The 13843-nt window shown below is 41.7% G+C and carries 12 protein-coding genes and 1 pseudogene; 9 read left to right on the top strand and 4 right to left on the bottom strand.

Going from position 1 to position 13843, the window contains the following annotated elements; all coding sequences use genetic code 11:
- The first annotated feature begins 8 nt into the window (after positions 1-8).
- The 9 genes from FDZ78_RS13015 (at position 9) to glmS (ending at position 10394) form a co-directional block, all read left to right on the top strand.
- On the top strand, positions 9-1001 hold the full coding sequence (locus FDZ78_RS13015) for an acyltransferase (protein ID WP_124076153.1): 993 nt from the start codon (positions 9-11) through the stop codon (positions 999-1001).
- 3 nt (positions 1002-1004) lie between these two features.
- The gene (locus FDZ78_RS13010) at positions 1005-2243 is read left to right on the top strand and encodes a glycosyltransferase family 4 protein (RefSeq protein WP_124076151.1); all 1239 of its coding nucleotides are present in this window, start codon (positions 1005-1007) and stop codon (positions 2241-2243) included.
- Positions 2244-2704: 461 nt separating this feature from the next.
- Complete coding sequence (locus FDZ78_RS14695; RefSeq protein ID WP_160631876.1) at positions 2705-3505, top strand: O-antigen ligase; 801 nt, start codon at positions 2705-2707, stop codon at positions 3503-3505.
- 2 nt (positions 3506-3507) lie between these two features.
- Entirely contained in the window at positions 3508-4503 is a 996-nt protein-coding gene (locus FDZ78_RS14985) for an acyltransferase family protein (RefSeq protein ID WP_107033325.1), read from the top strand.
- A gap of 23 nt (positions 4504-4526) precedes the next feature.
- A complete protein-coding gene (locus tag FDZ78_RS12995; RefSeq protein WP_124076148.1) occupies positions 4527-5705 on the top strand; it encodes a glycosyltransferase in 1179 nt (392 codons plus the stop codon).
- 16 nt (positions 5706-5721) lie between these two features.
- Positions 5722-6891 (top strand): glycosyltransferase, encoded by a 1170-nt coding sequence (locus tag FDZ78_RS12990; RefSeq protein WP_107033339.1) that lies wholly within the window; start codon positions 5722-5724, stop codon positions 6889-6891.
- Positions 6881-7423, top strand: a complete 543-nt coding sequence (locus FDZ78_RS12985; RefSeq protein WP_107033324.1) for a putative colanic acid biosynthesis acetyltransferase — start codon at positions 6881-6883, stop codon at positions 7421-7423. Before FDZ78_RS12990 ends, FDZ78_RS12985 begins: the two co-directional genes overlap by 11 nt.
- A 46-nt stretch (positions 7424-7469) precedes the next feature.
- On the top strand, positions 7470-8273 hold the full coding sequence (locus FDZ78_RS12980) for a glycosyltransferase family 2 protein (RefSeq protein WP_136408726.1): 804 nt from the start codon (positions 7470-7472) through the stop codon (positions 8271-8273).
- Positions 8274-8549: 276 nt separating this feature from the next.
- Positions 8550-10394 carry a glutamine--fructose-6-phosphate transaminase (isomerizing) gene (gene glmS / locus FDZ78_RS12975; protein WP_136408725.1) on the top strand — a complete coding sequence of 615 codons (1845 nt, stop codon included), beginning with the start codon at positions 8550-8552 and terminating at the stop codon, positions 10392-10394.
- A gap of 425 nt (positions 10395-10819) precedes the next feature.
- Here glmS and FDZ78_RS12970 read toward each other — a convergent pair whose 3' ends face one another.
- The 4 genes and pseudogenes from FDZ78_RS12970 to FDZ78_RS12955 form a co-directional block, all read right to left on the bottom strand.
- Positions 10820-11626, bottom strand: coding sequence for a 4Fe-4S dicluster domain-containing protein (locus FDZ78_RS12970; RefSeq protein WP_136408724.1), 807 nt, complete (start codon positions 11624-11626; stop codon positions 10820-10822).
- Complete coding sequence (locus FDZ78_RS12965; RefSeq protein WP_136408723.1) at positions 11623-12252, bottom strand: hypothetical protein; 630 nt, start codon at positions 12250-12252, stop codon at positions 11623-11625. Before FDZ78_RS12965 ends, FDZ78_RS12970 begins: the two co-directional genes overlap by 4 nt.
- Positions 12249-12851 (bottom strand): TetR/AcrR family transcriptional regulator, encoded by a 603-nt coding sequence (locus FDZ78_RS12960; protein ID WP_107033042.1) that lies wholly within the window; start codon positions 12849-12851, stop codon positions 12249-12251. The genes FDZ78_RS12965 and FDZ78_RS12960 overlap by 4 nt, the downstream gene beginning before the upstream one ends.
- A gap of 82 nt (positions 12852-12933) precedes the next feature.
- Positions 12934-13734, bottom strand: a pseudogene (locus FDZ78_RS12955) (DUF6597 domain-containing transcriptional factor).
- Positions 13735-13843: the final 109 nt, after the last annotated feature.

The following is a 13843-nucleotide window of genomic DNA, read 5'->3' as shown; positions in this document are numbered from 1 at the left end:
TATTATCTATGCGTGGCCGACAATACCTTTATCATTTTGATGTGATGAAAGGCATTGCTATAATACTTGTTGTAATGGGACATGTAATGCTTTTTTCATTTGACATTAACCCCTCAGAACCATCAAAGTTTATATATTTCAATATGCCACTGTTCTTCTATATCTCAGGTTACTTGGCATATAAGAATTTTTATACTTTGCACGAACTTGGGAAACGTATTCTGCAGCGCGGTATTGTTCTGCTCTTTCCCTACCTCATATTTCTTTGTCTTTACGAGATATTCTCAAAGGGCACTGACTGGAATCTGTCAATAATCTACTGCGGAGGACAGCGCTACTGGTTCTTATACGACCTGTTTATCATCTCGACGTTCTTTCTTGTTTATGAATACTTGATAAAACGAGTCCGCAGCAACTTCGCATACGTTACTCTCTGGATATTGCCCTACTTTTTCCTGATAGCGGCTAAAACAGGAGCCGCGAAAATAGGGGGGGCTGACAGTCAAGCTGTTATCGCCGGTTTTGTCAACTATTACCGTTATTTTCTAATAGGCTATCTTTGCAAAAAATACGTACGCTTCAACGATCTGCTTTTTGACAATAAACTCATAGGAGCTTTCGCTTTTTTCGCCTACATCCTTAACTGGTATTTTTTTGAATTCCATAACATAGCCCTGATATTTCTGGGAACTTTGGGAGGCATCATTGTCGTTCAGTCGTTTGTAAAAAACTACATACCTGCAGAAGGCGCTGTCGGCAAACTACTGATTTACATAGGCAAATGTAGTTTGGGCATATATGTTATTCACTATTTCTTTATCCCTGATATATCAGGAGTGATCGGCAACTTTCTCGACTGTGGAAATCCGTTCATATGGCAACTGACATTTGCGATGATTATAGCTGTGCCCATAGTCGCCGCAAGCATATTTGTATACAAACTGATGGAGATGAATAAGTGGCTCTACTTCATCTTCTTCGGCAAAAAAATTGATAAATAGCTGATGTCAAATAAGCGTTATTATATCTGCGTCACTCCCTTTTTCCCCACTCCGGGGAACTGGAGAGGAGCATATGTATTCGATCAAGTCAAAGCCATTGAGCGTCAATCGGATTATCGAGTACTGGTGTTTGTGCCTTGTGGCTTTTTTGAAAAGCCATCTTCATTCAAAATTGACGGTTTAACAGTCCACCGCATCCCATGCTTACAGATGCCAAGTTATTTTTTCAACGGCATGTCAGGCGGTCTGAATGGACAGAGCCTGATACGTCGGCTCAAAGCCATCCATATCGATCCCGATGATATTGCGGTATGCCACTGTCACACTGCCGGCTTCGCTTGTTTTGCAACCGCGATAAAGCATCTTAATCCACATGTCAAAACAGTGTTGCAATATCATGACCTCGACCCTTTTCAGATTCGTTGCGGCAAATTTGCGACATGGCGTCCCAACGTGACCTATCGCGTTAAAAAGTTTACCAGTCAGTTCAAAAACATAGATCTGCACCTATGTATCAGTGAGCACACACGATATAATCTTCTGAATTTTCCCACTCCCCACCCAGATGAATGTTATGCTCCGTATCTGACCGCCCTCCACTCGGCAAAACATCTGATGGTACCGCGAAATATCAATACCTATGTGCTTTACAACGGAGTAGACACCACGGTCTTTCGCAAACTCCCCACACAGACCGATCATTCAGTTTTCAAAATCGGATGTATTGCCAATTTCAATGATCTTAAAGACCACATCACTTTAATAAAGGCCGTTGAACAAGTGGTGAAACACCAATCCGATATACCTCTTCTGGTGTCTTTTGTAGGTAGTGGGCCTACACTTGTCTCCTGTAGCGAATACATTTCCAAACATCAGCTCAACCGATATTTCGAATTTGTCTGCGAAATGCCACATGAGTCGTTACCCGAATATTTCAATACTTTGGATCTGTTCGTTCTTCCGAGCTATTTTGAGGGTTTCGGCTGTGTATATACCGAAGCCGCCGCATGCGGAGTTCCCTTTATCGGATGCATCAATCAGGGTTACTCAGAATATGTTCCCGAAGCCGATCGCGGCAAATGGCTGATTAAGCCACATGATTACAAAACCTTGGCGACGTTGATTAGCCGGCAAATAAAAGAACCGATCACTCAACCATTAAAATACACATACGACATTGATAAACTGATAACTCAGTATTTGAACTATCTAAAAAATTTAAATTTAGAAAGTCGGATATGATGAACTTTATTATCTGATTTATATTCATGATATTTCCAATAACGAACTGGGCTGTTCCCATATATGAGTACCTAAAAGGCATCAATAAAATAGTCTTATTGTTTATTTGCGCCGAACTTACTAAAATAGTTGGTTTTTTGCCACCCATTTCAAGTACTATTATTTACGGCATAATCATAATATATGCCATCCATTGTCTTTTGCATACAAAAAATTATGAATCAATCTATTTAGGACTGTTATCGTACATTCCATTGCAAATATTGATAACATCTCCTAATGTAATGTTCAGCCCTTGGCAAAGATACCTTTTATTTGCCATAATTATTATCACGTGCAGCGGAATGTGCCAAAGTGAAATATTAAGATCCGAAAGAGGTAGAATTTTTGAAATTATCTGCTTTTCCTGCGCTATTATCGGAGTCGGGTCCTTTTTTGCACGTTTTCTGGGCATAAACTATATGCAGGTAAACGGTATTACAGATTTATCAAGAGCTGGAATATTCGGAGGATTAGCTTCCCATTCTATGTTGTTGGGACCAACTGCAGGGGTCGGCTCATTATATATTGTCAATAAAGCCTTAGAAAATAAAAGTGTTTTTTTGTTTGCTTGCTCAATACTCTGTTTGGCAAGCGTTTTATTTGCATCTTCTCGTTCTGCTTTTCTATCCACAATCGCGGCCGGATTTGTATATCTCCATTTTAAGACTGCTAATTTAGGAACATTTTTCAAGTATTTCGTGGCCATTTTCATTTTATTGGCATGCAGTATACCTCTTTGGCAAGGCGCCATGAAGGGACTAATTGAAAAACAGAATGGGAATGTGGTTGCTGGAAGCACGTTCGCATCAAGGGAAGATAAATGGGATCAACGATTCGAAGAATTTAAAAGCAATCCTATTTGTGGTTATGGCTTTGTGTCTGTCGATCCAACAAACAAAGATAACTCTATCGGAGCAGGAGGACAATCAGTTGAACCAGGCTCCTCTTGGTTAAGCGTTTTGTCTATGACTGGAATAATCGGTCTTATTTTTATTGGTAGTATCTATGTGGAAGCACTCCTCGCTGTAGCAAAAAATTCGCGTAACCCGTTTTTATTTGGTGTTATAACGCTACTAACTGTAAATATGTTCACCGAAGGTTATATCTTTTTTGGAGGAAGTTTTCTTTCCTTTTTATTTTGGATAACCATAGGAGTTTGTAGAGATCAAAAATATCTACCAATTGAAAATCTCACAAATGCCCCCAATGATAATTATTAAGTATGAAAAATAGAATTTTATGGATTGATAACGCCAGAGGGATTTCCTTATTATGTGTAATAGCACATCATACTGGAATTGCCGAAATATGGTTAACAAAGGCTTATTTACCAGTTTTTTTAACTGTTTTTTTCTTTATAAGCGGTTTCTTATTCAACACACCGAATAAATACCATCACATTTCGCAAAAGGCATTGAATATATTTACATCTTTAATCATACCTTATTGCATATATTGTTGCCTAACATCTATTTTTAATTTTTTTATTGGAGAATATGAAGGATTTGCTACAGACATCAAGATATCTTTACTCGGTATTAAATCATGGTTTATATCCGCTCTTGTCATCATAGAACTATTGGGTTTATGCATTTTATGGGCATCCAAAAGGTATGGTAGAGTCATAAATTTTGCATGTCCATTTTTATTCATGTTCATATATTTTGTTTTACCTGATTTAGACCATTATATCTGGAATTTAAAAAATGCGATGTTTGCTGGAGTATACTTTACGATCGGAATGATTTGTCGCGATTATAATATTACCTCACATTTTTTACGCAACAAAGTTGGACTATCACTGATGATGATATACATCTGTTTTGTGTCTGCAGACATTCATTGGAATCTAAACTCTGGCAATTTCAATGAGTCGTTTACAAATTATCCATTTTTCATAATAGAATCCTTTTTGGGTGTGCCTGCATTTATATGGTTATGTTCAAAATTTAGGCGATATAACAAATTAATCCTCTTCATCGGTTCTAACTCTCTCTTATATTATTATCTGCAATCGGTAACGATACGCAACATATGGTCCTTCATAAATCATCTCAATATCGATTTGCCTCAATTTGTGGAATTCGTGGTTATTATGTTATATACAAGTCTATTGATTTCAATCCCAGTAATTTTGATTAATCGATATTTCCCGATATTCTCAGGTAAATATCGAATTAATATCAAGGATTTAAGTATTAATCACCTCGCAAAATAACGACAATCTTCACAAGGATGATAATGAAACTTGTAATTTATTCAATAATACTCAACAACCATCAGGCCTGTGTTGCTGATGAACTGTGGGAGTTGACCAACCATAGTTATTGCTTTGTTGAACTTGTCAAACCCAATGACAGCAACAAAAAGGGGGGTACAAAAAACTACAGAAATCGCCCCTATCTATTGTGTGCTTGGGAATCAGACGAAAGCTATTGTAAGGCGATGAAACTGGCTATGACAGCCGAATGCTGCATTTTCTCCGGCCTGCCTGCGCTACCGTTTGAAAAAGCCCGTTTGAAAAAAGGACTACTATCATTCGACATGAGCGAACGATGGCTGAAAAAAGGATGGATAAACCTATTTTCTCCAACGATTTTACATATGTTCCTAACCTACCATTTTGGTGGATGGAAGCACAAACCTCTTTATAAACTTTGTTGCAGCGCATTTGCCGCAGAAGATCAGTTCAAGCTGTTTACATTCAGGGATAAATGCTATAAGTGGGGGTATTTTACCAGTGTAAATAACTTTGATGATGAAGTTATTCAGGAGTCTATTTCATCAGGATCTTCCATAAAGCTTATGTGGTGTGCGAGGTTTCTCACTTGGAAACATCCCGAACTTCCTGTGTTGATGGCGCATCGTCTCAAGCAAAAAGGTCTAAATTTCATACTTGACATGTACGGCGAGGGTAAGCTCAAGAACAGTTCCATTAAGTTGGTAAAAAAACTCGGAGTCGATGACGTAGTGCGATTCATCGACAACAAACCCAACGATGAACTGATTGCTGATATGCGTAAGCATAACATCTTCATTTTTACTTCCGATCGTAATGAGGGATGGGGAGCTGTAGCCAACGAAAGTATGGCAGCAGGTTGCGTCCTTGTGGCAAGTGACGACATAGGAAGTACCCCATACCTTATTGATGCAGGGAAGACAGGATTCTCATTCCGTAGCCCTGTATCCTCGTCAGGATTTGATAATCCCGACATCAACGCTCTCGACGATCTATGTCAAAAAGTGGAATGGCTTTTCAAGAATCCAGATCAAAGGCGCAAAATGGCTTACTACTCAATCTCAAAAATGAGATTGGAATATAGCCCACGTATCGTTGCCGCACGATTGTTGCAACTGATTGAAAATCTAAGATCGGGAAAGGATTCTCCCTACGAAGATGGCCCCTGTTCCAAAGCTTAAATTAATAAAACCAAATATGAAAATACTACATACAATAGAAGGTCTCGGTGCCAAGTTCGGTGGCATAGCGACATGTACCTATGATCTTCTGAACGCAATGCAGAATCCAATAGATTCCGTTAGAATCCTTTCTCCGGATCTCCGGGACAAAAATGATACAAATCTTGGCACTGACGCCAAATGGGCTATGACCTATTCTAATGACGGAATCGGACCGTTCAACTACTCGCCAAATCTCAAAAAAATCCTATATTCCACAGAATATGACATTTATCATGCAAACGGGATGTGGCAATACATTGTACATGAAACGTGCAAATGTGCGCGTTCTAAACTCAAACCTTACGTCCTTACACCTCATGGAATGCTTTACCCAGAAACCATGCGCCGAAGTTATTGGAAGAAATGGCCGTTGCTAAAACTGTGGTTCAATAATGATATTTTAAGGGCTACTTGTATACACGCCACATGTGAGACAGAAATGATTCATCTGAGAGAGTTGGGGTATCGTGGATCAATTGCATTGATTGGCAATCCTGTCCCTGTGAACGCAGAAATCACTAAAATATTCGAAGATCGTGCTAATAATAACTCTTTAATGCAAAATGCACAAACAAGGAAACTTGGATTCCTGGGACGATTACATCCAAGAAAGAATTGTGAAGCACTTCTTAAAGCAGTGGCACTTCGTCCTGATGCAAATATCTCAGTAAGCATCTTAGGTTCAGGAGATAAGAATTATGCACGCTATCTTGTTGATATGTCTCAATACCTTGGAATTACTAATAAAGTGGAGTTTTGCGGATTCGTCTCTGGCCGAACTAAGTATGATAAACTTGCAGAATTGTCAGCTTTATTTGTACCTAGCGACATGGAGAACTTCGGCATGATTGTCCCTGAAGCACTTCTTGTTGGTACTCCTGTCATGGCAAGCCAAGGCACTCCTTGGAAATCGCTTAATGAACACCACTGTGGCTGGTGGACTGAAAACTCATCAGAATCTATTGCTTCTGTGATAGACAAAATATGCGCCACCTCACCTCAAGAACTATTCGAAATGGGTCGCCGCGGCCGAGAGATGGTACTCGAAAATTTCGAGGCAAACAAGGTAGCTAAAAAGATGCTCAATATGTATAAATGGCTTCTTTTGGGTGGTGTCAAACCTGATTTTATCTATGAAAACTAATCTCAGCCAATATGATAATTCCTGGTATAATCCAGGGGGCTCTTCTATCAAACGTATTAGCTGGTATTTTATCAACGTCATCTTTCTAAAAAACCATCTTAATCCGCTTTCAAGATTCAAGGTGAAACTATTGCGACTTTTCGGGGCTAAGATTGGGAAAGGCGTTGTTATTAAACCAGGCATCAACATCAAATATCCTTGGCTACTTGAAATAGGCGATTACTCATGGATTGGCGAAGACGTATGGATTGACAATTTAGCACCAGTAACAATTGGTCATAATTGCTGTATAAGTCAAGGTGCGATGTTGCTATGTGGAAATCATAATTATAAATTACCAACATTTGATTTAATAGTCAAGCCAATAAACATCGCGGACGGAGCTTGGGTAGGAGCTAAATCCACTGTATGCCCTGGTGTAAATGTAGGAGAGAATACACTTTTATCAGTCGGCTCGATAGCCACAAAAGATCTTGAACCTAATAAAATTTATCAAGGCATTCCGGCTGTAATCAAAGGTGAGCGAATATGATTCCCAATGTTATTAAATAACATATCACACACAATATTTAACCTCAATGAAAATCTCCATCATCACCGCCACATACAACAGCGGTGCGACACTGCGCGACACAATGGAGTCAGTGTTGCGACAGACTTACACACAGATCGAGCACATCATAGTCGACGGCGCCTCCACAGACAACACAATGGACATCGTCCGTGAGCTTGAGCCTCTCTACCAAGGCCGTCTGCGCTACGTCAGCGAACCCGACCGCGGCATCTACGACGCCATGAACAAAGGCATCGCAATGGCCACCGGCGACATCATCGGCATCCTCAACTCCGATGACTTCTTCACCGCCGACTCGATCGTGGCCACCCTTGCCGCCGAACTCGCCGATCAGGAAATCGATGCCGTCTATGCCGACGTCCACTACGTCGACGACTCCGATCTCAGCCGCAGTGTCCGCTACTACTCCTCCCGCACCTTCCGCCCCTGGATGATGAAACTCGGCTTCCAGCCCGCCCATCCCACCTTCTACTGCCGCAAGAGCGTCTACGACCGCCACGGCAGCTTCGACATCAACTTCCGCGTCGCCGCCGACTTTGAACACCTCCTTCGTCTGATCTACATCCAGCGCATCCCCACCCGCTACATCCCGCTTGACTGCGTGGCCATGCGCACCGGCGGCGCCTCCACCTCCGGTCTCAAAAGCCACCTGCGCATCCTCTCAGACCACCTCAAGGCCTACCGCAAAAACGGCGTCAACTCTAACCTCTTCCTCGACGCTTCCCGCTACGTCTACAAGGCAAGCGAAGTCCTCAACTCAAAAGTCAACAATATTCGGAACCGCAATAACCGCATCCTGACAGAGTGATGACCTCTCTACCGCCTGAAATCGCGAATAGAATTTAGTTCCTCTCCTTTTATACCGCATTTCTGTCACATCCATCATAACCTAGCTTGGTAATTTCGAATCCGCCGAAATCCCAGTGGCACTCAAGAATGATTGTTGTGCAGAATAATGTTCATCAATTCAGTCGAACCGGAGACAGGCAAAAAGATGCTTGACATCTTCAATAATCTTTCATGGCTGTAACAACAGTCGCATTGGAAAAAATTAAATCAAAATAGTAACTAAATACAATATATTATGTGTGGAATTGTAGGATATATCGGCCATCGTGAGTCCTATCCGATCCTTATTAACGGTCTTCACCGTCTGGAATACCGAGGTTATGATAGTGCCGGAGTCGCACTGATCGATTCTAGGAGCAATCTCAACATCTATAAGTCAAAAGGCAAAGTCAACGATCTTGAAAGCGTCTGTTCATCGAGAAACATAAGCGGATCGGTCGGAATTGCCCACACCCGCTGGGCTACCCACGGAGAGCCGAACGACACAAACGCACATCCTCATGTCGGTAACGCCGGCAATATTGCAATGGTCCATAACGGCACCATTGAGAATTATGCCGTCCTCAAAGAATTTCTTATCAACAACGGATACACATTTCAGAGCGAAACCGATACCGAAGTCCTTGTATGCCTGATCGAACATATCCACACGTCAAATAACTGTTCGCTCTATGAAGCTACCCGCCAGGCTCTCCAGCGAGTGATCGGTGCATTCGCCATTGCAGTTATAGACCGTAGGAATCCCGACACTGTTATCTGCGCCCGTCGAAGCTCTCCGCTTGCAATTGGCTTAGGTGACGATGAATTCTTTATGGCCTCTGATGCGTCACCAATCATAGAATACACCAATCGCATCATATATCTTGACGATGATCAGATTGCAATTATCCGCCGTGGAACTGCCATTGAAGTCTTCAACCTCGATAATGAGGCAGTCAGCCCATCTGTTCAGCAGATAGATCTCGACATAGCACAACTTGAGAAAGGAGGCTATCCACATTTCATGCTTAAGGAAATAATGGAACAGCCGGCTACAATCCGAGACTGTATACGAGGCCGCATCTATGACAACGGCACCAAGATATTCCTCAACGGAGTCAACCACTTCAAAGAAAAATTTCTCAACGTCAATCGCATCGTAATCGTTGCCTGCGGGACATCATGGCACGCCTATCTAATCGGCAAACGCATGTTCCAGGAACTGGCCCATATACCAGTTACAGTAGAATATGCCAGTGAATTCCGTTACGGCACATCTCTTCTCACTCCCAATGATATCGTGATCGCTGTTTCTCAATCAGGCGAGACAGCTGACACTCTCGCTGCCATCAAGATGGCCCATGAAAGTGGTGCTTTCGTCTATGGTATCTGCAATGTTATAGGATCCTCAATCTCCCGTGAAGCCGACACCGGTACCTATATCCACGTTGGCCCGGAAATAGGAGTCGCATCGACCAAAGCCTTCACAGGCCAAGTGACCGTCCTTGCAATGCTCGCCGTAGCCGTCGGAAATCTCAGAGGAACAATCAGTGATGCTGAAGTCAGCCAGATAGCGACAGCAATCAGCAACCTGCCAGAACTGATAGGCAAAACACTCAATCTCAACGAAAAGATTGAAGACTTGTCCAAAATATACACTTACGTACACAACTTTCTTTACCTTGGACGTGGCTACAATTATCCAACAGCACTTGAAGGTGCATTGAAACTCAAAGAAATCAGTTACATACATGCCGAAGGTTATCCGGCTGCAGAAATGAAGCACGGACCGATAGCCCTGATCGATGAAATGATGCCCACAGTAGTCATCGCTCCTCAAGATGATCTCCATGATAAAATCATATCCAATATCCAACAGGTAAAAGCTCGTGGAGGCAAAGTTATTGCCGTCATTAATGAAAATGACCGTGAAATCTCGCAAATAGCCGATGATATTCTTGAAATACCATCTGTCCCGGACTGCATATCTCCAATAATATCCTCGATTCCTCTCCAACTGCTTGCCTACCACATTGCCATCCGCAAAGGATGCAACGTCGACATGCCACGCAACCTTGCCAAATCCGTGACCGTAGAATAATTCCACTGTCAGATACAGCCAAAAACATAACTCATCCTAACTTGATTCCGTTCCATCCGGAGGAATCTATTAAGCCTCGGTTTGCCAACTCAACGCAAACGAGGCTTTTTTATTACTGCCCAGTAAAACTCAGATAACTCAACAAATTATGGCTCGAACGCTGATTTTACGGTGTTCGAGCCATACTTTATTGCACTATTTGAGTTTTATCGGACAGCAATAGTTTAGAATATGTTTTGGCCAACACAAACTAAACTAAAAGGACTGACTCCTGCAATAGGTGCCAGTCCTAATTTTGTTTTGCCTCAAAAAGTTTTATCGTACAGCAATAATACTTTTTATTATTTGATTAGTACGCTGCAAAGTTACAGCGACGTAATAGCCTGTGATAGTAAAAAGCGGACATCCGTGTTAGGTTAAAAGACCTAATGATGATTATCCTCAGCTTTATAACTATTCTGCAATTTGTTACTGAATGATTCCATGAGAGCTATCCGCAATCCATTCAAAAAAGATTCACGGATATATATTGAGGATGTCGGGCAGTTGTCAGCGCATAACCGGCACTGAATACAATTTTTCTCGTCAGTCGGTAAAACCGTATCTCTTCGTGCGAATATGTGCATCGGACAAACCTTGATACATTTCTCGCAGTTTATACAGGTCGAGGTATTGAGAAACACAACCTTGCCACCTGCTACTGTATCTGAACCTTTGCGGCGTATCGGTATGCCATCTGAATATCCTGCAACAGGATTTTTATGGGCAAGAGCCAAAGGATGCAACTTCCATCGAAGTTTTTCCGCAAATAGTCTTGCCTTGAACCTATCCCGTTCATTCGGTCTGGATTTATTGTAGCCGTCCATAATAACCCACGGCCCGGTGCGGTCAAATCCCCGGCAGGAAAATTCGCCGGTTATAATTCCGTCTTTTCCCTCGATAACTTTCTTGAGGGGCTTATGATATGCCCCCAGGAAGGGTCGGCAACGTGTGGAGAATATGAACACATTTTTCCCTTTAAGATTTTGGAGTGAAACAAATCTTTGAAGTCGTATATCGTGAGCGGCAAAGTTTATCGCGGAGCCAAAGCCGATAAGGTCATAATCCGACAGGTCGATTGACGGATTGCTGTCGATAGATATCAATTCGGCAGATAGGGCATCCTTCATGCTTTCCGCAATCTTCAGCGTATTTCCTTTGTATGAGGAACGATAGAATATTATTGTCTTCATTTCGCGACTGATATTTTTGTTTCAGGTGTTCCGGGGCCACCGTTTACGCCTTTATACCCCACAAACATCAGAGAACTCGTGTCAAAGTAATAATCACAGCTCCAGAAAGCAGACATAAAGCCGGTAAGACTGACTTCGATTCTTACGGCATTCTTTCCGTCTAATCTCTCAGTTCCTTTCTTTGCTGCCGACATGGTATATAGTTTCATGTTGTCGGGGCGGAAACACTCATATTCCACAGATTCTACGTTTTTCAGGGTCAGCCCTGCATTATAGGCGATGTTCTGATACCACGGCTTGCCTTTACTTTTCACCGTCTTTGAAATCCGTTTCCCGTTGAACTTGCCGGATATGGAGTATATCCCATTATTCAGACTGATTGACAGATTGGTGTTTGAAGAAGTATTTACTATCTTCCAACTCTCGGTTTTATAACCGCTTCCTAAGATATACTCATGCTTCTCACCACCTTGAACCGTGTACAGGTATATCTTTCCATTCTTGCGTTCTTCCGTCCATTTGATGGATGTTTTGGTCTTGCCGCAGATGGAAATATAATTTCTTTCCTGCGCCATAGCAAATGCTGCAAGAAATAATGTAAGTATTATTGTTATAATATGTTTCATAGATTATTGTTGTCAAAGATAAAATCCACATATTTGGAAATCATAGCTTCCATTCTTTCCCATGCTTCCGGGTTACTGAAATCTATACCGTTGATTTTGTGATATTGCCTTGTGAAAAGAACGATGTAGTTGATTGCGGATATGATTATTGCAATCGACATATTGTTGTCACTGTCTCTATCCAAAAACTTATTCAGTTCCTCCTGCAGTTTATATCCGATACGTTCCCGTTCTTCAATGATTCCCTTGAAAGAGGAATGACCTGACAGTTCCCATACCAGAAGTTCTTGCATGAGTACATTATCTTTTAGATAGTTAAGTTGACACATAAACACATCCTTAACAATCTGCTTTATGTTACCGTCTTTAGCTCGTTTAATGGTGTCAATAAACTCCGAATAGGCAAACGAATAATAGTCATGACGCTTTGCCCATTCCACGAGCAAACCATCCAATCCGCCGAAATAGCGATAAATCAAAACCTTATCGCATCCGGCTTGATTAGCTATGCGATTAACTCCGATTTTGGTAAAACCGTCGTTCTCTACGATATGGCTCACGGCTTCAAGAAGCCTTTTTTCTGTTTCTTTCAATTCCATCTTATATAACGTCACTAAGTGGTGACAAAATTATAAAAATAATCGGTGACAACCAAATACAAGGCTGTATAAACGCTATTTTTCAGAATGTAAAATAGTCAGAAACAGGAGAGTATCGAGCAATATACTCTTTCGGTGTGTAGCCGGAGAATAGCTTGAGTTCTTTAATCATGTGGGATTGGTCGGTGTACCCACATTCGTATGACAGCTGCGCAAAACCTATTCCCTGATTATGCTGCATGACAGATAAGGTACGTTGCAACCTGACTATACGCATGAAATCTTTGGGTGTCGTTCCTATGTTTTCCGAGAAAATCCGGGAGAATTGCTTTTCGCTCAGGCACGCAATATTCGAAGGTGCCCTGATATTTGTTTGAGTGGAATTGTTGATATGACGTACCACTTCCGCCAGTCGTGGCAGATGATAAGGTGTCCCATACATCAGGCTCTTGTAGAAATAATTCTCTATCAGTTTAATGCAGATGTCGTGATTTTCACTGTCTTCAACTCTGTGTGCCAAATCACGCAAGGCTGGATTTTCAATGTCCGCAACCGCTACATTCATGTCACGTAGTAAAGTGACTGGCATATGAAAGAATATTTTTGCCGCATGAGGTTGGAATACCACCACTATCATTTCGATGTCACCGGTTGAAGTCACATCTGAATAACCGCTTTCCTGACCGCAAATAAAACTATGCGGTTGCAATTCATCACGGTTCGTGACTTTGAGCCTTTCGCCTCGATGGAACACAAGTGATATACAGCCTGTCGGCAAAGTGCGTTGCGACACTATGCCTGAGGTACTATCCTACAATATCCAATAATACCGTATAAACGGTTTCAGGGCAGGCGTTGGCTGTATGATTCTGAATGTCTGCATCCCGCAAAATTACAACATGATTATTTTCGATGATAGTAAAAAACGGACATTGGTGTTATATGCCTCACTCATCCGTAAATTCCTCTGAATGATAGCTGCTGTAAAAACG

It is taken from the genome of Duncaniella sp. B8 (assembly GCF_005304985.1).
Taxonomy (GTDB): Bacteria; Bacteroidota; Bacteroidia; order Bacteroidales; family Muribaculaceae; genus Duncaniella; species Duncaniella muris.
Note: the sequence above shows the minus strand (reverse complement) of the source record. Positions and strands in the feature narration are given on the sequence as shown.

What these genes read in the sequence shown, in the direction of transcription:
- FDZ78_RS14695 (WP_160631876.1), top strand. Translation starts at nt 2,705, where the DNA reads ATGCAGGTAAACGGTATTACAGATTTATCAAGAGCTGGAATATTCGGA.
- glmS (WP_136408725.1), top strand. Translation starts at nt 8,550, where the DNA reads ATGTGTGGAATTGTAGGATATATCGGCCATCGTGAGTCCTATCCGATC.
- FDZ78_RS12995 (WP_124076148.1), top strand. Translation starts at nt 4,527, where the DNA reads ATGAAACTTGTAATTTATTCAATAATACTCAACAACCATCAGGCCTGT.
- FDZ78_RS14985 (WP_107033325.1), top strand. Translation starts at nt 3,508, where the DNA reads ATGAAAAATAGAATTTTATGGATTGATAACGCCAGAGGGATTTCCTTA.
- FDZ78_RS13010 (WP_124076151.1), top strand. Translation starts at nt 1,005, where the DNA reads ATGTCAAATAAGCGTTATTATATCTGCGTCACTCCCTTTTTCCCCACT.
- FDZ78_RS12960 (WP_107033042.1), bottom strand. Translation starts at nt 12,851, where the DNA reads ATGGAATTGAAAGAAACAGAAAAAAGGCTTCTTGAAGCCGTGAGCCAT.
- FDZ78_RS12980 (WP_136408726.1), top strand. Translation starts at nt 7,470, where the DNA reads ATGAAAATCTCCATCATCACCGCCACATACAACAGCGGTGCGACACTG.
- FDZ78_RS12970 (WP_136408724.1), bottom strand. Translation starts at nt 11,626, where the DNA reads ATGAAGACAATAATATTCTATCGTTCCTCATACAAAGGAAATACGCTG.
- FDZ78_RS13015 (WP_124076153.1), top strand. Translation starts at nt 9, where the DNA reads ATGCGTGGCCGACAATACCTTTATCATTTTGATGTGATGAAAGGCATT.
- FDZ78_RS12965 (WP_136408723.1), bottom strand. Translation starts at nt 12,252, where the DNA reads ATGAAACATATTATAACAATAATACTTACATTATTTCTTGCAGCATTT.
- FDZ78_RS12990 (WP_107033339.1), top strand. Translation starts at nt 5,722, where the DNA reads ATGAAAATACTACATACAATAGAAGGTCTCGGTGCCAAGTTCGGTGGC.
- FDZ78_RS12985 (WP_107033324.1), top strand. Translation starts at nt 6,881, where the DNA reads ATGAAAACTAATCTCAGCCAATATGATAATTCCTGGTATAATCCAGGG.